We start from the raw sequence: 20861 nt of genomic DNA, 5'->3' as shown, positions 1-20861 counted from the left end.
ACTAAATAGTAGGGCCTGATTACTTGAGGTGTCTGCTGAGTCAGACCGATAGTGACGCTATGTTACAGAGTAAGTAGATAAAAGGAGATAATCAAGCTAATAATCTTTACAATTGGTTAATTTTGTACAGATATTTTTTAGAGCTATTTTGATACAGACGATTATCAAAACGGTGCCGTGGCTGTTTCGGCAAAAGACAAGGTTTGATTGCGCCCAACAATAATATGATCTGTTAGACGCAAGTCGATGGCTTCGCAGGCAAGCTTTAGGGTCTGGGTCAGATGAATGTCTGCAGCAGAGGGGGTGGCATCTTGATTGGGATGATTATGAGCGATGATAATCTGACTGGCGCCTTGCTCTAAGGCATGACGTAGCACCTGCTTGACACACACCGAACAAGAGGAGAGGCCGCCTACAAAAAGCACCTTATAATCGAGCAGGTTTAAGCCGTTATCTAAGCACAATACGGCGAATACCTCTTTACTTTCGCGGCGTATTTGGGTGGTAATATAGTCTTTGACCACTTGCGAGCGGTTTAAGCTGTTACCTGATTTAAGCTCGCTGTTTAGATAGCGTTTGCCCATCTCAAGGCTGGCGAGTAATTGAGCATACTTAGCTGTGCCAATGCCATGACAGGCGAGCACCGCCTCTTTGGGTGCTGCCAGTAGCTCTGCAATCCCTCCAAAATGATCAATAAGACTTCGGGCAAGCTCTATGGCTGATTGCTGCTTGCTGCCTGTTCTTAAAAATATGGCCAGTATTTCAGCATCTGTTAGATATTCGGCGCCAAGATTTAATAGTTTTTCGCGCGGTCTATCCTCTTCGTGCCAGTCTTTGATTGCCATGGGATTACTCTTTTTTCTGATAAGTGAATAAAATAAGATTAAGATCAAGGATGGGCGCAGTAAAACCGCCGCTTAGTCTAACAAATTATCAAGCCACCATGGCAGATATTGTGAAATTAATAACAATAAATAGTTAAGTTATTCTATTTAAAAATACAAGTTTTAATCATGGCTATGGCCTGCAAGCGGTCAGTAGGTAATGTGCTCCTATGGTATGAAGGCAAAATAGGCAGTCAGTGTTTTTGTGACTTGCGGTGAGCTTAACCAATAAAAGCTATCCAAAACCGAGTCAAACTTGTTACCATAACCGCATTTTTATTGATAACAACTCAATTTATCGTCAGATAACTCTCCAAAAGGTAGCTTTTGCTTATGAGCCCAATCTTTACGCCTGTCACCTCTGTCGCCCCTAATATTACTAAGGTTATCCTGGCCATCACTGGGGGTATTGCCGCTTATAAATCTGCGATACTGGCCCGACTGCTCATTAAGTCAGGCTTTGAAGTGCAGGTTATCATGACTGCAGGCGCGCAGCAGTTTATTACCCCTTTGACGTTGCAAGCATTGACGGGTAACGAAGTACATACCGAATTATTAGACACCAAAGCAGAAGCCGGTATGGGTCATATTGAGCTGGCAAAGTGGGCAGATCTTATTGTTATAGCCCCAGCTTCAGCCAATACTTTGGCGCGTTTGGCAATGGGCATGGCTGATGACTTACTAACCACCGTGTGTCTGGCCACAGCGGCGCCAGTGATGGTAGCGCCAGCGATGAATCAGCAAATGTGGGCGCATCCTGCCGTCCAGTTAAATGTACAAACTCTCAGTGACATGGGGTATGAAATCATTGAGCCGGACAGTGGCGTGCAAGCTTGTGGCGATGTGGGCTCAGGACGATTACCTGAGCCGGATATCCTACTGCGCCAAGTTATTAACTTCAAAGCCCGACTGACTGTAGCACAGTGTTTAACAGGTAAAAAGGTCACCATTACCGCAGGACCAACTGTAGAGGCGATTGATCCGGTACGATTCTTATCCAATCATTCCACCGGAAAGATGGGTTTTGCTTTGGCGCGAGCTTGCCGAGATGCTGGAGCAGAAGTCACTTTGATTGCAGGTGGTAAAGTGAGCCTAATGACCCCGTTAGAGGTTAAGCGTATTGATGTGCTCTCTGCAAATGACATGCTACAAGCGGCGACCCGCTCTGTGGAAGCTGGCTGTGATATCTTTATTGCTACAGCCGCTGTGGCCGATTATCGTACCCGTGATGCCGCCCCACAAAAAATCAAAAAAACTCAGGATGAAATGACCCTGGATTTGGTAAAAAACCCTGATATTTTGGCCACCATTTCACACAGCTATCCAGATATGTTTGTGGTAGGCTTCGCCGCTGAAACTCAAGATGTAGAAAAATATGCCCGCGGCAAACTTGAGTCAAAGAACTTAGATATGATTGCTTGTAATGATGTGTCACGCAAAGACATAGGTTTTGCCAGTGATGAAAATGCGATGCTGGTATTTTTTGCCAATCAGTATCAAAAACCGCCAGTTGAGTTAGAAAAAATGAGTAAAGCTAACATAGCTGAACATTTAGTTAACCTAATAGGTAGTGTTTTAAATTAATCTTGACTTTATAATACAGTTTAAGAGGGGGAGGGTTTTGTTTGACGCTCTCTTATCCTTGATATCTGACAGTTTATATCTGCTGTTATAAATTTAATCAAGTAAGGATTGGCTATGACCGATGTTTCTGAAAACATAAAAAAAATGAACTCAACCTTAGACGCTATGCTACCTCATCGCTCAGTTCGCAGCTTTACCGATGAGCCGATTAGCGAGCAGATGCTTGAAGCCATCTTACAGGCAGGACGTGCCGTCTCAACGTCCAACTACATGCAATCTGTTAGTGTCATTCGTATTACAGATCCTGAGCAGCGCATTAAATTTCACCAAATCTCTAATGGCATGACACAAGAGCAGTACAATCAAGCCAAAAGCGAGGGCAAAAAACTGGCGCATCCTTATATCTTAGAGTGCCCGGAGTATCTGGTTTTTTGTATGGATAACTACCGTCATCACTTAGTTGAGCCTGAGGCGCAGCTGGACTGGATGGAGGTGGTCATTATCTCAGCTGTCGATGTTGGCCTGTATGCACAAAATGTAATGGCTGCCGCTGAGTCTTTAGGGCTAGGTGGCGTGTATATTGGCAGTATGCGTAATGACATCGAGCGAGCGGGTGAGGTTATTAATGCCCCCAAACACGTTGTGCCATTATTTGGTATGTGTTTGGGTCATCCCAGCGATGCACCGGTTAATGCTACGCAAAAGCCACGATTCCCATTGTCTATGCTGGTCTCTGAAAATCAGTATACACCGGCCACTCAGCAGCAAATCGATGCCTTTAATAAAGAGGTAAAAGACTACTATGACAAAAGAAGTAGTCAGGAGCATAAAGCTTGGGAAGCTCAAGTGACCAAAACCTTTGCGACGGCAGTGCGCCCTCAGGTTATGCCATATTTAAACAAACAAGGTTACGCCAAACGCTAATCTTATAAATAACAGAACGCACTCAAGTTCTGTTAACCTTATGTTATAGGGATAGAACATGTTCGATTTCGAACAGCTATTGCTGCCCTTTATATTTGCAGTGGGCTCGTTGTTACATGGTATCACCGGTATAGGTGTCACCTTAGTAACGACGGGCTCATTGGCGAGTATGTATCCTCTGCAACATGCCATCATTCTTACCATCTTGCCCTCATTTGCGCTTAATCTGATGACTTGGCTTATCGGCGGCGAGCGCAGTATTTGGGGCAATTTTACATTTTATCTGAGCCGCTATTGGCTACTGGCTTTGATGAGTCTGCTTGGCAGCTTACTTGGGGTTAAGCTGCTCATGTGGGTCGATAGCAGTTATATTCTACTGTTGTTGGCTGCGGTGATTGCTTTTTATGTGGCCAGTAATGCACTGGGCAAAAAGATTATTCTACCGGCCACCACACCTGTGTTAATAGTGACGGGACTGATAGCGGGCATTATCGGTGGCTCAACCAATGCCATGTCCACCATATTGCTCATGTATTTGCTGGGCAGCACCAATGATAAAAACACCATCGCCAAAGTGGGTAACATGTGTTATTTGCTTGGCAAGGTGGCTCAGATTATTGTGCTTCGAGAGTCGATAGTGGCTCTGCCCAAAAGCGATTTATTGCTGATTGCGGTGCTGACCACCACGTCGATTGCGTTTTTATTGGTGGGTATTCGTCTGCGCCGTTATCTCTCGCAGCAGCGGTTTCGCCAATTGGTACTGCTTATCTTAACTGTGCTGGGTATCAGAGTAGGCTGGCAGGGAATTATCGGGCTTATATAGCTGTATATCACTTTGGGGCCTGAATGACTGCGGTGAGTCAGGCAATCCATAGCATCTTCATTAAATGAAATCATCCAATCAATGATAATGTCCGCCAAGGAGACAGTCGCTACTCATGAAACACTCCTCTGTAAACCGTCAGCCCTCTGTATTCAAACTGCCCAGCGAGCCAGCCTGTAATCTGCTACAGACTATGAATGATCTTAGCGAGCTTGAGGGTCATATTAAACAATTGATTGACATTGAACCTCGATTTGCCCCCATTTATCAGCAGCTAGGGGTACCAAGCCTGCGCCGTAATCGCGGCGGCTTTAGAGAGTTGATGCGAGCGATGGTGGGTCAGCAGCTGTCGGTAGCAGCAGCAAGCAGCATATGGAGTAAGCTTGAGAATGCGGCACTGATTACCCCAGATGCGATAATGAAAGCTGATGATGATACGCTACGCTCCCATGGCTTATCTAGACAAAAAATTCGTTATATACGATCCTTGGTCGAGCATGATATTGACTTTGAGGCATTGGCTAATTTGCCGGATGAGGCAGTCATCTCGGAGTTAACCGCGGTCACTGGTATTGGCAAATGGACGGCGCAGATGTATCTATTATTTAGTCTGGGGCGCGCCGATATATTGGCGGTAGATGATCTGGCTATTAAGGTGGGTGCCATGGAGGTGCTAGGGCTTGATGAGCGACCCACGCCAAAGCAGCTAGAACGCTTAACCCAAAGCTGGTCACCGCATCGCAGCGCCGCAAGCTTATTGCTATGGGCGCATTATGGCTGGCTAAAAGACCAAGAGGCAGTGCCGGTTTAGGTATGGTTTAACCGCTACTAGCCTAAAAACTATTCAGATTTTTGTAAGTCAAGCAGCCTCTGATACAAAGTATTTTTCTTAACGCCGGTAAGCTCAGAGGCCAAAGCAGCCGCTTTTTTTACGGATAAATCCTGTAAAAGACGCAGCAGTAGTTCATCATGAATACTGTCATCATCTGAGTCATTATTCACATTACCCCCAACCACCAGCACAATCTCGCCTTTTTGTTGATTGTTATCAGCCTCTACAAACTGAGCCAATTCACCTAAGGTAGATTTTTTGACGGTTTCAAAGGTTTTGGTTAATTCACGGCACAAGGTGGCCGGGCGATTATCACCAAAGACGCTGGCCATATCTTTAAGGCTCACCACGATACGGTGCGGCGCTTCATAGAATATCAGGGTTTCGGTACGCTCAATATACTGCTCAAGCTGCTTGACACGGCCATGGGTTTTGGCAGGTAAAAAACCGACAAAGCTAAACTTGTCCGAGGGTAGGCCAGCCACACTTAACGCAGCAATGGCAGCGCTAGCCCCTACGATAGGCACGACGCCAACCCCTGCTGCATGAGCCGCCTGAACCAACTGATAGCCTGGATCACTGATTAAAGGGGTGCCGGCATCACTGATTAACGCCACAGAATGACCGCGCTGGATCATTTCGATAATCTTGGGTGTTTGAATCTCGCTGTTGTGTTCATGATAAGCCCAAGTCTGGGTATCGATACCAAAGTTGGCCAAAAGTTTGCCTGACGTGCGGGTGTCCTCACAGGCAATAATATCTACCTGCTTTAAAGTATCGATGGCGCGAGCGGTGATATCGCCCATATTACCAATGGGTGTGGCTACGATATAAAGATAGGCGCTGGCCACGTTATTATGAGTATGACGAACGGGCGCAGTAGCAGGTGCTGAGGTGGCGGTTTGGGTGAGAGACTGAGAGTCATCTTGCGCTGACATAAAAGACCTTTTGTAAAAGTGAGATATAAAATAAGGAGCCATGCTATCAGTTTACCATGATGTGCTAATATATCCCCTTCATTGCACTATAAAAAAAGGGCAGATTATGCCAGCTAACCCCGAATTATTGATTTCGCCAAAACAGCGTCAGGGGGGAGGGTATGAGCAATTGGCCGCTGATTTCTTGCAGCAGCAAGGGCTACGGCTTATTGCCCGTAACTGGCAGCAGCCCAAAGTAGGTGAGATTGACTTGGTGCTTATTGAACACGGCCGCTCTTGGAATGTCTTAGTATTTGCTGAGGTGCGTAAGCGTAAGCTTTTAGGCTATGGCGACGCACTGGCCAGTATCACCCGCAGTAAACAAAAAAAACTGATCAAAACCGCACGCTATTTTTTGCGTCATCATCCTGAATATGCCGATTTTGAGTGCCGCTTTGATGTGGTGGGGTTTACTGAGCGAACAGGCCGATCCGGCCAAGGGGAGCCGCTACAGTCAGAGTGGCTACAAGGGGCATTTTTGGCGCCTGCTTGGTAAAATAGCCAACAGAGGCTACGCTTTTGTTACCAAATGTTCAATGCAGCGTAAGTTATTAGCGGTAAACTAGCAGCTAAACTTTTTAAAAGCGCACCCCTAACCGTACCGCTTAAAATCGCAAGATTAAAAGTCAATGTTATGAAGCACTAAGCTATAAATAAGGACATTATAAAATGGTAAGTTCTTGGCTATTCGGCAGTAAGATAATCCAGCGCACCACTGTGGCTGTGGCACTAAGTGCAGGCCTACTTTCTGGCTGCGCCAGTATACAATCTTTTAATTCATCTGATGATTCGTTTGGGGTGGCGGTGACCGACCGCACTTTGGCTCAGCGTATTTTGGATAAAAGTATTGAAAATACCGCAAAAATTAATATTAGCCGTATTGATCCCACTTTGTATCAGCGCAGCCGCATCAGTGTCGACAGCTTTTATAGCACGGTGTTGGTGACCGGCGAGGTGCCAGATGAGCAGACTAAGCAGCAGGTAGAGACGATTGTGTCCTCCATGCCAGATGTAAAACAGTTTTATAACAAGCTGACTGTGGGGAACCAAAAAGGCACCAGTTATACGGTGCATGATGCTTATATTAGCTCCAAGGTAAATGCCAAGATATTGGCCAATAATGCCCTAAGCAGCAGCCAAGTTAAGGTGGTTACTGATGATGGCATTGTCTATATTTTAGGTAAGTTGACCCCAGCGCAGCGCAGTCACTTAATTAATATCATCAATAGCACGGTAGGTATTAAAGAGTTGGTTCTGCTCAATCAGTTGATTGATGATAATGGGGCCGTAATTGACGAAAGCAGCATCACACAAGAGACGGGGCTTGAGCCACCTGCACCGGTCTATACAGAGCAGCCACCTGCTCAGGCTGCCCCCGTAGATACCCAAAACTATGCGCCGCCGGCTCAAGTTGCACCTGAGTATCAAGCACCAGAGACTGCGCCTGCTGCACCGACAGCTGAGGCGTCGACCACTCAAAACTCGCAGGTGTATCCGAGTCCTTATATTGAGATGTACAAGCAAGATGTGAATGGTTGGTAGAGCATACTAATCGAGCCGTAGGCAGATTATCTTTTGAGCCACACCATATCTTCTAATCAACAACCTAAGTAGAGTCTATGCTAAATTATAAAAAACTCAGCTATTCACTGGCTGGCGGAGCGGTTATTTGGATGTCGATACAGACGGCAAATGCCGCCTCTGTACTCGGCCTGTTAAATGCTGTGACCCCTAATGGCGGTGTAAGCGTCATTAAAGATTTGGCTTATGGCAGCGAACCTGATCAGGATTTGGATGTGTATTACCCCAAAGCTTTGACCCAAGCGATACGCAACAATGACACGCTTGCTGCCAATTACCCGTTGGTGGTGTTCGTGCATGGTGGCTCTTGGGAGAGTGGCAATAAAGAGCAGTACAGATTTGTTGGAGAAAGCTTAGCTCAGGCCGGTTATGTCACTGCGGTCATCAATTATCGCAAAGCACCTGAGCATATTTATCCAGATTTTGTGCAAGATACGGCCAAGGCCATTGCTTGGTCGCATCAAAATGCGGCTAAGTTTTTTGCCGATGCCAATAAAATGGCTGTCATTGGTCATTCTGCCGGCGCTTTTAACGTAGTGGCTGCTGTGTCTAATGCCGATTTTTTAGCAGCTTATGGTTTACAGCCAAGCGACATAAAGGCTGTGGTGGGTATGGCCGGTCCTTATAGCTATGACTTTAGAAAGTTCTCATCGCGCAGTGTATTCCCTGCCGAGGCCACGCCAGATGAGGTGATGCCTGATCGCTTGATTAAAGTGGGCAGCAGTGGCAAGCAGCCACCTTATCTATTAATGACAGCACAAAATGATAAAGTGGTACACATTAGCAATACTCAGAACATGACCCAAGCGCTACAAAAGGCAGGTGCAAAAGTGACAGTAGAGCAGATTGATGGGGCCAGTCATGCAACCAGTATTGGGGCCATGGCCACCACCTTAACCTGGGTTAATCCGGTACGTCGGCAGCTACTTGATTATTTACATGACACCTTATAGCGGGCACGCTTAATGAACAGTAAAGCGGCCGCTTCTACTAAATGGCAGGCAAATAAAAGGCAGACAAATAAAAGGAAGACAAATAAGTGGCAGACAACAGGGCTTAAAAAACTCAGGCAAGACATATGAGGATATCGAATGTTATATACCTTGATAAACGACCTAGCCTCAGCCATCTGCCAACATCTATTAGGTAAATAACCGCAACCCTTGCTATAATCAAAAACTTATAGCAGGCTTTAGGTTATTTGCCTATTTAGCGACAGCGAACACATTTTAGCGACAGCGAACACATTCACCCAATAAAATTATAGGTAGTTTTCATGAGCATGAACGCGGACGATTTAAGCGCATTTTTACAGCCCCATTTCCCAGAAGCTTTTATTCAAGCGGCAAATCAAGGCAATAAATTTGATGTGCGTGTTGTGGATGCAAGCTTTGAAGGCAAACGTTTGGTACAACGCCAGCAAGCAATTTATGGCTTGGTCAATGACATTATCGCCAGCGGTGAGATTCATGCGTTAAATATCCAAGCCTTGACCCCCCAAGAGTGGGAAGCCAAACAAGCAGGTCAATAGGGGCTGATGACAAGCTGATACCATCACTCTTATATTAGCGGTATTTAACTGAGCGCTTGACCTTATCTTTGATCATAGTATCTCTGATGGTCAGGGTTGTCTTATTTACCGCACCCTTTGTATTTTTAGCCACTTATTTAGTGTAATTTTTATTGAAACAATCGTTTAGGACAGTATTCAATGGACCAATTCTTAATCACCGGCCGCAGCCGCATTGCAGGCGAAGTCACCATCTCAGGCGCAAAAAATGCCGCCTTGCCACTTCTTGCTGCCATGATATTGGCAGAGACGCCGACAACATTGAATAATGTGCCTTCACTACAAGATGTGCGCACGTTAATCAAGCTGATTGCAGGACTTGGCATTCGTATTGAAAAGCAAGGCGATACGGTGACCTGTGACACCAGCACCATCGAAAACTACTTTGCCCCTTATGAGCTGGTAAAAACCATGCGTGCCTCTATCTTGGTTTTAGGTCCTTTGTTGGCCCGCTTTGGTGAAGCTGAAGTATCACTGCCTGGTGGCTGCGCTATCGGCTCACGTCCAGTGGATCAGCATCTAAAAGCCTTTAAAGCGATGGGTGCGGAGATCACTGTAGAAAACGGCTATGTTAAAGCCCGTGCCCCTGAAGGTGGCCGCTTGATTGGCTGTGAATTCAGCTTCGATATGGTAACAGTGGGTGGTACAGAAAATGTGCTGATTGCCGCCACTTTAGCCAAAGGTACCACGGTATTAGAAAACTGCGCACGTGAGCCAGAAGTGGTTGATTTGGCCAATATGTTGGTGGCTATGGGCGCTAAGATTAGCGGTATTGGCACAGCTACCTTGACCATTGAAGGTGTAGACAGCCTACAGGGCTGTGAGTACTCCGTGGTGCCTGATCGCATCGAGACTGGCTCTTATTTGGCAGGCGCTTTGATGACCGAAGGTGATGTGACTACTAAGAATACTGACCCGGCATTATTACAGCCTGTGCTACAAAAGTTTGAAGAAATGGGCGCCATTATTACCACAGGTGACGACTGGATTCGTGCTCAAATGACCGGCCGTCCCAAGCCAGTTGATATTCGTACCCAGCCACACCCAGGCTTCCCAACCGACATGCAGGCCCAATTAATGGCGGTATGCTGCTTAGCAGAGGGCACCAGCACCATTAGCGAAAATATCTTTGAAAACCGCTATATGCATGTGCCAGAGCTTAAGCGCATGGGTGCAGACATCCAAGTTGACGGTCACACAGCCATTATCCGCGGTGTGGATAGCTTCAATGCGGCACCAGTTATGGCCACTGACTTACGCGCCTCAATGTCACTGGTAATGGCCGCGGCTGCTGCCGAAGGCGAGACGCTGATTGACCGTATTTATCATATTGACCGTGGCTATGAAAACGTAGAGGAAAAGCTACGTGGCCTTGGGGTAAATATCGAACGTGTCAATCCGGTAACTGATGCAGCAGAAGCCGATAGCTTGGATGACTAAAGCCCGCTTGGTTATAACAAAAATACTCTCATCTTATTAAGACATACCCGACTATGACTGAAACAAATGAAATATTAAACCAAGCCGATAGTGACTATGATGGTCTAACTTTGGCATTATCTAAAGGGCGTATTCTAAAAGAGACGCTGCCTTTGCTAAAAGCGGCAGGCATCGAGCTTTTAGAGGACCCAGATAAATCTCGCAAACTGATTTTTCCCACCTCACATGACAAGGTTCGGGTACTGATTCTGCGGGCCAGTGATGTGCCGACCTATGTAGAGCACGGGGCGGCCGACTTCGGCGTAGCGGGTAAAGATGTGTTGTTAGAGTATGGCGCCAAACATGTGTATGAGCTGCTGGATCTAAAAATTGCTCAGTGTAAACTGATGACTGCAGGCATTAAAGGTGTGGCGTTGCCCAATCGTCGCCTGCGCATTGCTACCAAATATGTCAATGTGGCGCGTGCATATTTTGCCAGTCAAGGTCAGCAAGTAGATATCATCAAGCTGTATGGCTCGATGGAGCTGGCGCCTTTGGTTGGCCTAGGTGATTTAATTGTCGACGTGGTCGATACCGGCAATACTTTACGTGCTAACGGCCTTGAGCCGCTTGATCACATTTGCGATGTCTCGTCACGTCTGATTGTCAATCAGGTCAGCTACAAGCGTAAATACAGCCTGCTTGAGCCAATTTTAGATAGCTTTAAACAAAGTATTGGTGATTAGTACGGACATAGAGCATTGATAACCACTTGCTATTATTGATATTTAAACCAGTGTAGGGCAAAACCTAGCAGTTTTGCGTGATACACTGGTTTTTTTTAAGTGTTCTTATATGACTCTGTAAGACACTGATGCTTAGTGCTTAGTAAACATAAGCCCTTTTGGTATAACCTTATTTTTTGAGGATTTTTCATGCGTACTTTGAGCAGCACCGACCCCAATTTTGAGCAGCAGCTTACCGACCTGCTTGCCTTTGAAACTGTGAATGATAAAGAGCTACTGGCTACTGTTGATGACATTATCCATCAAGTACGTCATGGGGGTGATGCAGCGGTACTGGCACTGACCCAAAAGTTTGATGCCCACCCTGCAACGAGTATGCAGCAGTTAGTCTTAACACCTGACGCTTTAAAACAAGCTTTTGATCAATTAGATGAGCCGATTAAAGCCGCTCTAAAGACAGCTGCTGAGCGTATTAAAGATTTTCATCAGCGCCAAGTACAGCCAAGCTGGGATTATACCGATGCACTGGGCAACCGTCTGGGACAAAAAGTGACGCCGCTAGATAGAGTGGGTATCTATGTGCCCGGTGGGCTGGCCTCTTATCCCTCGTCAGTACTTATGAATGCGGTACCTGCTAAGGTCGCTGGCGTGGCCGAGGTGATTATGGTGGTGCCAGCGCCAAAGGGCGAGCTGAATCCCTTGGTATTGGCAGCCGCTTATTTATCTGGCGTAGATAAAGTCTTTACCATTGGCGGCGCGCAAGCAGTAGCGGCGTTGGCTTATGGTACAGATAGCATCGCGCAAGTGGACAAGATTACTGGACCAGGCAATAAGTATGTGGCCGCAGCCAAGCGTGCGGTATTCGGTCAAGTGGGCATCGATATGATTGCCGGTCCCTCTGAAGTTTTAGTGTATGCTGAAGGTGAGGCGGCGGACAATGCCGACTGGTTGGCGATGGATCTATTGTCTCAAGCGGAGCACGATACAGTGGCGCAGGCGATCTTTGTGACCACCAGTGAGCAGCAATTAAATGAGGTTGCTACGGCCATTGACAATGCCCTTGAGCGGTTGCCCAAAGCCGATATCGCCCGTGAAGCACTACAAAACCGTGGTGCGCTTATTTTGGTAAAAGACCGTGCTGAGGGTCTGGCTTTAATTAATCGTATTGCCCCTGAGCATTTAGAATTGTCACTTGATAAGCCCGATGACGTGCTGGCAGAGATTCGTCATGCTGGCGCCATCTTTATGGGTCGTCACACCCCTGAGGCCATTGGTGATTATTGTGCAGGCCCTAACCATGTGCTGCCGACTTCTGGTACTGCACGCTTTTCCTCACCGCTTGGGGTGTATGACTTTCAGAAAAAATCCTCTATTATTTACTGCTCAGCTGAAGGCTCAAAGCCACTGGCACAGATAGCAGATACTTTAGCAATGCAAGAGGACTTAGAGGCGCATGCCCGTTCGGCACGTTACCGCAGCTAATTTAACATGCTTATCTGCAGCTTGTAATTCATTGACACCCGTTTGGTGGAATTGGCCTATTTAGCATAGGTACTTATGGTCGTGGCGTCTTGATCAAAATGACTGGGTGATAAGGGCGCTGTAAAGTGACACTAACTGTCGTTTAATGCCTTACGGGTGTTGTTTTTTGGTGGATTATTATCGTTTACTTGGGGCGGGCGTGCTAAGATAAGCTGTGCTATTTGCTTTGAACTTGCCCTTAATATCTTAATTGAATGAAGTGAGTAAGACCAAGTTATTGCGTATTGTGATGGCTGGCCACACTTCATATCACCCCTTATAAAAAGATGATAAAGACTATGGAATTTAAACTTGATACGCGATTGTGGTCTACAAAAGCACGTAATTTAAACCCCTATGTACCCGGAGAGCAGCCCAAGCACGATAATTTGTGCAAGCTAAATACCAACGAAAACCCGTTTCCGCCTTCCCCCAAAGTTGTAGAGGCCATTACGGCCGCTTTAAGTCATGGCGGTGATCAATTGCGTCTGTATCCGGCACCTGAGTCTGATGCATTAAGGCAGGCTTTGGCTGATGCTTATGATCTACAGCTCAATCAAGTCTTTGTTGGGAATGGCTCAGATGAGGTTTTGGCGCTAGTATTTGCCAGCTTTTTTATGAAAGAGCGCCCATTATTGGCGCCGGATATCAGCTATAGTTTTTATCCGGTATACGCCGATACTTTTGGCATTGATTTAGTCAAAATCCCATTGCGTGATGATTTTAGTATTGAGACTGATGATTATCGTCAGCCTTGCTCAGGCATTATTATTGCTAACCCCAATGCGCCCACTGGTATCTTAATATCACTTGAGGCCATTGATAAGCTAGCCACTGAGCACCCCAATGCAGTGATTGTGATTGATGAGGCTTATATTGATTTTGCCAGTACCGAGCAGGCGTCAGCCATCCGCTTAATTGAGACGCATGATAATCTACTGGTTACCCAAACCTTCTCAAAATCACGCTCATTGGCAGGGCTGCGTGTGGGTATGGCTTTTGGTAATCCTTCATTAATTGAAGCGTTAACCCGCATGAAAAACAGCTTTAATAGCTATCCACTAGACCGTTTGGCACAAGCGGGAGCCTTAGCCAGTGTAGAAGATGAGCTGTATTTTAAGAGTACCTGTGAGCAAGTTATTGCGCTACGCGAACAGCTAATTGAGCAATTAAGCTCGCTTAACTTCACGGTATTGCCATCACAAGCCAACTTTGTGTTTGCCCGCCCACAGCAGGGCAATGCCAGCGAAGTCGCCCAGCAGCTGCGTGAGCAAGGCATTATCGTGCGTTATTTTAATCAGCCAAGAATTAATGAATATTTGCGCATTACTGTGGGTACCGCTGAGCAAAACCGACGTTTGATTGGCGCCTTACAGCAGATGGCCGGTTAATCCGTATTGTCTTTCTGCCTTGCCTTGCCTTTCTGTCTTGTCTTTCTGTCTTGATTGCATGGCCATTTAGCAAGACATGCATAAAAAAGGACACCGATCGGTGTCCTTTTCTTTTTGTCTTTTTTATAGGCAAAAATAAAATGAGGTGTGTCTATGGCGTAGATTTAGAGGGCTGCGGATTTAAGATGTGTCGCAAGTTGCCCACCTTATCATGACACTCTTGATATTCTGATTGGCACTCAGAGCCCACGGTAATACCGCCGCCTGCCCACAACGCCACGTTGCCTTGATGATCAGCTTGCAAGGATCGAATCAGCACATTCCACTGTCCATTGCCAGAGAAGTTCATAAAGCCCAATGTTCCGCAATAGGCTCCTCGTGGCGCCACTTCTAGCTCACTAATAATCTCCACCGCACGCTTTTTTGGGGTGCCAGTAATAGATCCGGCCGGTAAGCTGTCGAATAATACAGTTAATGGATGGTGCTCAGGCTTAATGGTGGCAGTGATGGAGCTGACCATATGGTGCACGTTGCTAAAGCTTTCGATGGCAAACAGCTTGGGGACTTTGACGCTGCCTATCTGCGCATATTTGCCCAAGTCATTACGCAGCAAGTCTACAATCATTACGTTTTCGGCTTTGTCTTTTTCGCTCATGGCCAATTGCTGCTTAAGCGTGTCATCTTGCTCGGGTGTTTTGCCTCTTGGCAGCGTACCTTTGATAGGTTTGGTTAGAATTTGTGATTGGCCTTGATGATCGTTATCAAACCACACAAACAGCTCAGGCGAACAGCTTAACAATTCAAATGCAGCAGAGGGATGATCGCCTGATGGGGCAGGGATGTCAGAGTGTTTAGCCTGTTTTGTGAGCTGCGTAATGCAGAGATAGCCGGCAAAAGGTGCCTGTGTTTGCTGATGTAGCTGAGGCAGGTAATTGACCAAACGAATGGGGCTATCTGACGGGAAATAGGTATCGGTATCGCTGGTGGCAGTCGCCTGCATCGGAGAGTGATTTTTTGCACTGTCATCATTTTGAGCATGCAAAGCGCTGGGCAATTGTCCTTGCCACTTTTGGGTTAAGTTAATCTGATAGCTGTCGCCTTGATATAAATAATGTTGGGTTTGCTCAAAGGCAGAGCGATAACCCTCGACATCCCAGATAGGGTCTAAGGCAAGCAAAGGTGATGCCAATTGTTTTTGTTGCCTTGAGGACAGCTGCGCCTCAAATGCCTGCAAATAGGTCATAACTTTGTTGATAGCTTGCTGAGGGCACGCCGGCTGTGTGTGCAGCTGCCAGCCTTGGGGCGTTGGGGTCAAATAAATATCATAATGACCCAAGAAGGCTGCCGGCTGCTCGGCCAAGCCGATATCTGACTTGGGACTAAGTGCTTTAGCCGCTATGTCATAACCAATAAAGCCCATCAGACCATTGTGATAAACACAGCTTTCGTGAGGTTTATTGATGCTGTGTGCGCTATAGTTGCCGCCATTATTGGCTGTGTTATCAGCTTTTTTATGCACAGTGGCATATTCAATCAGCTCACTTATCCACTGCTCATAACCCATGTGCCGCGTTGTAACCATTTGGGTGGCGGCTTGTGATGCTTGATCTTGTGGGCGGTTATATACGGTCACCTCTACGTTCAGTGCAGAGGACTTGAGGTTATGGGGCTGTGTGATGGGCGAGACGCTCCAGGATTTTTTTGGCAATAAACCTACCACAGCGCTGCCTTGATTATTAAGCCAGCATACATGCCAAGGCAGATGACGCTCAGCGCACTGCTCAACAAAATCTATCAGATAAGGCACAAGCTGATGCGCCGTCAGGTTATCAAATGAAAAGGTGTGGTAAATCATAAACGCTCAATAAAAGTAAAAAGGGCTGTGGTATTGTTGGATAATAACCATACCTATAGACAGTTGGGCACAGGTGATGGCCATTTTCGGCTGCTAAAAGTTCACGGATACCATACATCAAGTGCCACAAACAACATACGTAAAATGCCGGCTATTTTACATTGTGCCAATCGCTGATAACACTGTTTAAACTGATATCTTGCTTACAATTACATACCATTTGGTAATAACTAAGCTTAACATTTGCTAGGCGCAAGTGGCTGTCTGTAATATAGACTCATGTATAAGTGCTAATATAATAAGTGCTCATATCAATAAGGCGAACATAGGCTACAGCAATATTGTAGATCGCGACATGAGCCGCACCAAGTTTAACAATACTCAGCCATTATCCATAATGGCACTTTAGGGCTTATTTTTATTCGCTATTTACCTTTAATTTTTACTCATTCAGGAAGAATATTTTATGGCTAAGCAATCAAAAAGTTCAAAAAAAAGCAAAGCAGTTGTAACCGGTCTAGACGTATTAGGCCATGTGGCACGCAATAATTTAGAGCGTTTTGGCTCTATGCTTGACAGTTTAAGTGCCAAATCAGGCAAAGCCAGTCAATTTAAAGCGGTCGATTTATCTGACTACAAAACCAGCACGGCCAGCAACTTGTTAAGCCAACAAACCATTAAGACCTCAGAGCAGCTATTGGGTAAGCGCTTTGCGACTTATGGCAAGTATGCCAAAAAAGTTGTGCCAAACAGTATTTATCAAAAGGCGTCTGACAGCGTATTTTCACAAGTGGCAAAATTGGCTGCCACATGGAGTGAAATCGATTTACCACGCGAGCAGCGCTTTGAGGGCATTCAGACGTTAAGCGATCAAGAGCGCAATGCGTTGGCACGTGATATAGCCAACCAAAACCGTGCTTTGGCTACTATAGGCGGTGTAACGGGTCTGGCTGGTCTACCGGGTATGTTGGCTGATACGCTGTGGTTGCTTTTGGTATCACTACGCACGGTTTATCAGTTGGCCACTGTGTATGACAAACCCTTAACCGGTAAGCAAGGTATTAAAATGGCGTATGCGGTGATTGGCAGCGCTGACTTAAGCAAAATGCAAGAAAAACAGACGATTTTAGCAGCGCTAGGTGTGGCCAAAGGTTTAATTAGCAATGCAGATAATACGGGTCTACGTAGTGAGCTTTCAAAAGGCTTAGGCATTGCTGGCAGTAATATTGAGTTTTATGCCAAACAAGTGGATAAGTTAGCAGAGCAGTTTAACTTCGACTTAGACAGCATTAATATCAGCTGGATGGGCAAGTTCTTACCGCTTGTGGCTGTGGGAACTACGGTACATTACAACAGCCATTTGATTGATCAAGTTATCGGTGTGGCCAAGGCAACATTTGGTCCAGAGCCCATTGTGGCGAAGCAAGCGTTAACGGATGCGACCCATGAAGAGGATCAATCAGACAACGCGTCAGAAAAAGCTGCTGATAAAAAACAGCCTGCTAAAAACGATAGTGAAGCTAAAACACAAAGCGCTGATGAAGCAGCTGACAACAATGCTGACAATAAGCAAACTAAGGCTGATAAAAAAACTGAAGTAAGCGATGACGTGGCCGATCAATTCGGTGAAGAGCCTACAGATCCTACCAAAGGTGCAGAAACCCAAGAAAGCTATGACTTTCACACACAACAGGGGCAACCTGCCAAAAAAGACGCTGAGTCAACAACTGCCAATGACGCTAAAAATGACCCTAAAAAAGATCAAGCCAAATAGCCTAATAGCTTGATAATTTAATAAGCTTATTTTGGCTTAATAACCGTTTAGACAGGTCAGGGCGTGACATAAGGTGAGTATTGTTTAATACCACCTTGCATCATGCGGTATAACTCTGTAAAATTACCGCCTTAACTTCCCGCTGAGGAAGGCTAGAATAGCAGGTGGTTGGTGTTGTGTGCTGGAATGAGCCAGTGACATGATAGCTAACAGCTAATGCGTTTAGTGCCTCAGTTAAATACAGCTTTGCTGTATATCGGACATAGAGAGAATTAATTATGCGTAAAGATATCCACCCAGAATACCAAGAAGTATTATTCCACGACACTAACGCTGACGTGTTCTTCTTAACCCGTTCAACTGCTAAAACTAAAGCTACTCGTGAGTATGAAGGTAAAGAATATCCTTACTACCCACTAGATATCTCTAGCGCTTCTCATCCTTTCTACACTGGCGAACAACGCAAAACTTCTAACGAAGGTCGTGTTGCAAGCTTCAACAAACGCTTTGGTGCGTTTGGTGGCCGTAGCAAGGCTAAGAAAACTGACGCTGAGTAATGATTTAGATTATTCTGCTTTAAGTTTTAAGCAAAAAAAACCACCGTTTTTTACGGTGGTTTTTTTATGGCCAAGGAGTGTGTCTGTTGGTTTTTAATGATGCACAATCTCATATCTCATCTATTAAAGACATAGCGTTATCCTTGATATAAACTGGATTGCTTGCGCCTTGTTGGCTATTTACTGGTGGTTATCTTGGTATGAGGCCCAGTGTGTGTCTTGGTATCGACATCGGCCTCTACTGACATACCCGGACGTAATCTTACGATATCAGGTTGATTGGCGTCTAAATCAATGCGCACCGGAATACGCTGCGCCACCTTAATGTAGTTGCCGGTAGCCGGATTGGCACTTCCGGTAGTGAGCTCGCTACCGGTAGCCGGTGACAGATTACTGACACGTCCGGTAAAGGTCTTACCCCCTAAGGCATCAACTTGTATGGTCGCTCGATCACCGATCGCGATATTAGCGACCTGAGTTTCTTTAAAGTTGGCAATCACCCAGACACCTTCTGGCACAATATACATCAGCTGTGTGCCGGGCGTGACATATTGACCGATTTTAACGCTTAATTGGCTAAGCTGACCAGATTCAGGCGCGGTAATAATGGTATTGTCCAAATTAATTTGTGCTTGCTTGGCTGCAGCTTGTGCACTTTTGATATTGGCATCAAGTGACGATAGACTGCTGATGGTCTTTTGGCGCGCTTGCTGAGCCGCTTCTAAATTAGCCTGCGCTTGTTCAACGCCTGCTTTTGCCTGAGCAAGCTGGGCTTGGGTATGCGCAACTTCAGCTTTTGATACAGCGCCAATCGTCATCGCTTCTAAGTCTTGGTAACGTTGTACATCTTGCTCAGCACTTAGTACACGTGCTTGAGCACTGTGTAAATCGGCCAAGCGTGCATCTATCTGAGCTTGACTAACTTGGGCATCTTGCTCGTTGTTAGCGCGGTTGGTGATGGCCACTTGGATATTGGCTGCGGCTTGTTCTAACTGCTGCTGAAAGTTACGATCATCAATTTTTACCAATAAGTCGCCTGCGCTAACTTTAGCAAAATCTTGTACTGCCACTTGGGTCACATAACCAGAAACTTGTGGGCTAATTATGGTGGTGCGACCTTTCACAAAGGCATTGTTGGTATGCTGTACTGTAGGCGTGAATGGGGGCAGTTTCCACGCATATAAGATGAGCAGGACACCTGTCACAATCAAGGCTACAAATAAAATAAGATGAAGCATCGATTTTTTTTTCGGTGACCAACCAGAGTCTGAAGCAATAGGCTCTTTGGGTGGCATGGGGGTATCGTTATCCGCAGCCGCTGACTTAGTGGCAGGCGCTGAATCAGGTGCGGGCGTTGATGCAGCTTCGCTATCTTTATGATGAGAGGCCGCCGCTTGGTTAGGCGACAGCTCTTTATCAACAGGCGCTTTGTGTTGAGGCGTATCCGCAGATAGATGGGGCGGCGGCGTCTGAGTTGGCTTATTCAGGGCATTATACTTCTCGTCGCTCAAGACGCTCTCCTTTTATAGCAAATAAATAATATCGAAAATTATAAATACAGATCAGCAGCTGCTTAGAGTAATGTTTTATAGCAATGATATTTACTTTCCTTCACGCATTTTGGCAAGAATGGCCAGCTCTTTGCTCAGTGGATTGCGCTTGTGATAGCGGTTATAAGCAAAATTCAGCAGCAAAACAATAGTGGTCACAGTGGCCATAACCGCCATGACAAAGAATAAATCTTGGTAGGCCGCTACTGTGGCTTGTCGTGTAACGTTTTGGATGATTTGTGGTAGGGCGGCCGGGTCTCCTAAATTGGCAGAGTTCATCATGTCAGCATAGTGGGTTTGGGTACGTATCGTGGTAAATGCTTGAATGATGGCGGCACCTACAAGTCCACCAATGGTTTGAGAAATACTAAAAATAACAGAAAAGCTGATAATATAAGCAGGGCCATTGGCAATGGCACGAAGCATACCCTCAAAAACCATAGGGCCCATAAAATAAACGGCGGCAAAAGCAATAAAGAATTGGCTCATATAAAACATCTCTGGGGTAGAGTTAAGCGAGGCACCGGTATCTATCCAAGCCCCTAATGCGATTAACGCTACCGCAAAAATAACCGGTCGCCGCAGCTCTGTTGCTTTGGTCAGCCAAATACTAATGAGCAGTGCCAGTAAAGTTGCCGCAACTACCACACCATAAAACCCTACCATCTGATCATTGCTATAGCCTAGATTGGTTAACAGCCCAGCCGTTCCCACACTCTGCTCAGACAGCAATATCCGCATGACAGGGAAATACCCCCATATTTAAAACACTAAATAAGTAGAACTAAGCTGCCATATTAAATTTCTGAATCGGCGTAAAGCCACCATTAGCCATATTGGGTCTTTCGTTATTATAGTGATTGATCCAAGCTT

Annotated in this window: 19 protein-coding genes; 14 read left to right on the top strand and 5 right to left on the bottom strand. The window is 45.9% G+C overall.

From position 1 onward, the window contains the following. Nucleotides 1-164 precede the first annotated feature (164 nt). Nucleotides 165-845: a RadC family protein gene (gene radC, locus JMX92_RS10395; RefSeq protein ID WP_011959773.1), complete on the bottom strand. Its 681-nt coding sequence runs from the start codon at nucleotides 843-845 to the stop codon at nucleotides 165-167. Nucleotides 846-1217: 372 nt separating this feature from the next. Between radC and coaBC the strand changes: the two genes are divergently transcribed. From coaBC to JMX92_RS10375, 4 genes are all read left to right on the top strand, one after another. Next, nucleotides 1218-2468: a bifunctional phosphopantothenoylcysteine decarboxylase/phosphopantothenate--cysteine ligase CoaBC gene (coaBC, locus tag JMX92_RS10390; RefSeq protein WP_201545520.1), complete on the top strand. Its 1251-nt coding sequence runs from the start codon at nucleotides 1218-1220 to the stop codon at nucleotides 2466-2468. A gap of 114 nt (nucleotides 2469-2582) precedes the next feature. Continuing rightward, nucleotides 2583-3392 carry an oxygen-insensitive NADPH nitroreductase gene (gene nfsA / locus JMX92_RS10385; RefSeq protein WP_201545519.1) on the top strand — a complete coding sequence of 270 codons (810 nt, stop codon included), beginning with the start codon at nucleotides 2583-2585 and terminating at the stop codon, nucleotides 3390-3392. A gap of 58 nt (nucleotides 3393-3450) precedes the next feature. Beyond that, on the top strand, nucleotides 3451-4215 hold the full coding sequence (locus tag JMX92_RS10380) for a TSUP family transporter (protein WP_011959776.1): 765 nt from the start codon (nucleotides 3451-3453) through the stop codon (nucleotides 4213-4215). A gap of 115 nt (nucleotides 4216-4330) precedes the next feature. Beyond that, on the top strand, nucleotides 4331-5026 hold the full coding sequence (locus tag JMX92_RS10375) for a DNA-3-methyladenine glycosylase family protein (RefSeq protein WP_201545518.1): 696 nt from the start codon (nucleotides 4331-4333) through the stop codon (nucleotides 5024-5026). 29 nt (nucleotides 5027-5055) lie between these two features. On the opposite strand, the gene rsmI is transcribed toward JMX92_RS10375, so the two are convergent. Next, nucleotides 5056-5985: a 16S rRNA (cytidine(1402)-2'-O)-methyltransferase gene (rsmI, locus tag JMX92_RS10370; protein ID WP_201545517.1), complete on the bottom strand. Its 930-nt coding sequence runs from the start codon at nucleotides 5983-5985 to the stop codon at nucleotides 5056-5058. A gap of 106 nt (nucleotides 5986-6091) precedes the next feature. Between rsmI and JMX92_RS10365 the strand changes: the two genes are divergently transcribed. From JMX92_RS10365 to hisC, 8 genes are all read left to right on the top strand, one after another. Beyond that, nucleotides 6092-6520: a YraN family protein gene (locus JMX92_RS10365; RefSeq protein ID WP_011959779.1), complete on the top strand. Its 429-nt coding sequence runs from the start codon at nucleotides 6092-6094 to the stop codon at nucleotides 6518-6520. Between the two features lie 173 nt (nucleotides 6521-6693). Beyond that, nucleotides 6694-7566, top strand: coding sequence for a BON domain-containing protein (locus tag JMX92_RS10360; RefSeq protein ID WP_201545516.1), 873 nt, complete (start codon nucleotides 6694-6696; stop codon nucleotides 7564-7566). A 77-nt stretch (nucleotides 7567-7643) separates the two neighbouring features. Next, complete coding sequence (locus JMX92_RS10355) at nucleotides 7644-8558, top strand: alpha/beta hydrolase (RefSeq protein WP_227675347.1); 915 nt, start codon at nucleotides 7644-7646, stop codon at nucleotides 8556-8558. A 323-nt stretch (nucleotides 8559-8881) separates the two neighbouring features. Further along, nucleotides 8882-9136, top strand: coding sequence for a BolA family protein (locus JMX92_RS10350; RefSeq protein WP_320157752.1), 255 nt, complete (start codon nucleotides 8882-8884; stop codon nucleotides 9134-9136). 180 nt (nucleotides 9137-9316) lie between these two features. After that, complete coding sequence (gene murA / locus JMX92_RS10345; RefSeq protein WP_155586576.1) at nucleotides 9317-10615, top strand: UDP-N-acetylglucosamine 1-carboxyvinyltransferase; 1299 nt, start codon at nucleotides 9317-9319, stop codon at nucleotides 10613-10615. A gap of 53 nt (nucleotides 10616-10668) precedes the next feature. Further along, nucleotides 10669-11340 (top strand): ATP phosphoribosyltransferase, encoded by a 672-nt coding sequence (hisG, locus tag JMX92_RS10340; RefSeq protein WP_011959784.1) that lies wholly within the window; start codon nucleotides 10669-10671, stop codon nucleotides 11338-11340. Nucleotides 11341-11529: 189 nt separating this feature from the next. Beyond that, nucleotides 11530-12822 carry a histidinol dehydrogenase gene (gene hisD, locus JMX92_RS10335; RefSeq protein WP_201545515.1) on the top strand — a complete coding sequence of 431 codons (1293 nt, stop codon included), beginning with the start codon at nucleotides 11530-11532 and terminating at the stop codon, nucleotides 12820-12822. Nucleotides 12823-13148: 326 nt separating this feature from the next. Next, entirely contained in the window at nucleotides 13149-14252 is a 1104-nt protein-coding gene (hisC, locus tag JMX92_RS10330; RefSeq protein WP_201545514.1) for a histidinol-phosphate transaminase, read from the top strand. A gap of 151 nt (nucleotides 14253-14403) precedes the next feature. Here hisC and JMX92_RS10325 read toward each other — a convergent pair whose 3' ends face one another. After that, the gene (locus JMX92_RS10325) at nucleotides 14404-16107 is read right to left on the bottom strand and encodes an anthranilate synthase component I family protein (protein ID WP_201545513.1); all 1704 of its coding nucleotides are present in this window, start codon (nucleotides 16105-16107) and stop codon (nucleotides 14404-14406) included. 466 nt (nucleotides 16108-16573) lie between these two features. Here JMX92_RS10325 and JMX92_RS10320 point away from each other — a divergent pair, with 466 nt between their 5' ends. Then, nucleotides 16574-17881 (top strand): EcsC family protein, encoded by a 1308-nt coding sequence (locus JMX92_RS10320; RefSeq protein ID WP_201545512.1) that lies wholly within the window; start codon nucleotides 16574-16576, stop codon nucleotides 17879-17881. Between the two features lie 278 nt (nucleotides 17882-18159). After that, entirely contained in the window at nucleotides 18160-18438 is a 279-nt protein-coding gene (locus JMX92_RS10315) for a type B 50S ribosomal protein L31 (RefSeq protein WP_011959789.1), read from the top strand. A 176-nt stretch (nucleotides 18439-18614) separates the two neighbouring features. Here JMX92_RS10315 and JMX92_RS10310 read toward each other — a convergent pair whose 3' ends face one another. Together JMX92_RS10310 and JMX92_RS10305 are read right to left on the bottom strand one after the other, a co-directional pair. Beyond that, nucleotides 18615-19949 carry an HlyD family secretion protein gene (locus JMX92_RS10310; protein ID WP_201545511.1) on the bottom strand — a complete coding sequence of 445 codons (1335 nt, stop codon included), beginning with the start codon at nucleotides 19947-19949 and terminating at the stop codon, nucleotides 18615-18617. 90 nt (nucleotides 19950-20039) lie between these two features. Beyond that, nucleotides 20040-20729, bottom strand: a complete 690-nt coding sequence (locus JMX92_RS10305; protein WP_227675346.1) for a hypothetical protein — start codon at nucleotides 20727-20729, stop codon at nucleotides 20040-20042. Nucleotides 20730-20861 lie beyond the last annotated feature (132 nt).

Origin of the sequence: Psychrobacter sp. H7-1 (genome assembly GCF_904846585.1) — a bacterium.
Lineage (GTDB): Bacteria > Pseudomonadota > Gammaproteobacteria > Pseudomonadales > Moraxellaceae > Psychrobacter > Psychrobacter raelei.
This window is presented reverse-complemented; position numbering and strand designations above follow the sequence as displayed.

Excerpts from the sequence above, each read along its gene's own strand:
- radC (WP_011959773.1), bottom strand. The coding sequence starts at position 845 with ATGGCAATCAAAGACTGGCACGAAGAGGATAGACCGCGCGAAAAACTA.
- coaBC (WP_201545520.1), top strand. The coding sequence starts at position 1,218 with ATGAGCCCAATCTTTACGCCTGTCACCTCTGTCGCCCCTAATATTACT.
- nfsA (WP_201545519.1), top strand. The coding sequence starts at position 2,583 with ATGACCGATGTTTCTGAAAACATAAAAAAAATGAACTCAACCTTAGAC.
- JMX92_RS10380 (WP_011959776.1), top strand. The coding sequence starts at position 3,451 with ATGTTCGATTTCGAACAGCTATTGCTGCCCTTTATATTTGCAGTGGGC.
- JMX92_RS10375 (WP_201545518.1), top strand. The coding sequence starts at position 4,331 with ATGAAACACTCCTCTGTAAACCGTCAGCCCTCTGTATTCAAACTGCCC.
- rsmI (WP_201545517.1), bottom strand. The coding sequence starts at position 5,985 with ATGTCAGCGCAAGATGACTCTCAGTCTCTCACCCAAACCGCCACCTCA.
- JMX92_RS10365 (WP_011959779.1), top strand. The coding sequence starts at position 6,092 with ATGCCAGCTAACCCCGAATTATTGATTTCGCCAAAACAGCGTCAGGGG.
- JMX92_RS10360 (WP_201545516.1), top strand. The coding sequence starts at position 6,694 with ATGGTAAGTTCTTGGCTATTCGGCAGTAAGATAATCCAGCGCACCACT.
- JMX92_RS10355 (WP_227675347.1), top strand. The coding sequence starts at position 7,644 with ATGCTAAATTATAAAAAACTCAGCTATTCACTGGCTGGCGGAGCGGTT.
- JMX92_RS10350 (WP_320157752.1), top strand. The coding sequence starts at position 8,882 with ATGAGCATGAACGCGGACGATTTAAGCGCATTTTTACAGCCCCATTTC.
- murA (WP_155586576.1), top strand. The coding sequence starts at position 9,317 with ATGGACCAATTCTTAATCACCGGCCGCAGCCGCATTGCAGGCGAAGTC.
- hisG (WP_011959784.1), top strand. The coding sequence starts at position 10,669 with ATGACTGAAACAAATGAAATATTAAACCAAGCCGATAGTGACTATGAT.
- hisD (WP_201545515.1), top strand. The coding sequence starts at position 11,530 with ATGCGTACTTTGAGCAGCACCGACCCCAATTTTGAGCAGCAGCTTACC.
- hisC (WP_201545514.1), top strand. The coding sequence starts at position 13,149 with ATGATAAAGACTATGGAATTTAAACTTGATACGCGATTGTGGTCTACA.
- JMX92_RS10325 (WP_201545513.1), bottom strand. The coding sequence starts at position 16,107 with ATGATTTACCACACCTTTTCATTTGATAACCTGACGGCGCATCAGCTT.
- JMX92_RS10320 (WP_201545512.1), top strand. The coding sequence starts at position 16,574 with ATGGCTAAGCAATCAAAAAGTTCAAAAAAAAGCAAAGCAGTTGTAACC.
- JMX92_RS10315 (WP_011959789.1), top strand. The coding sequence starts at position 18,160 with ATGCGTAAAGATATCCACCCAGAATACCAAGAAGTATTATTCCACGAC.
- JMX92_RS10305 (WP_227675346.1), bottom strand. The coding sequence starts at position 20,729 with ATGCGGATATTGCTGTCTGAGCAGAGTGTGGGAACGGCTGGGCTGTTA.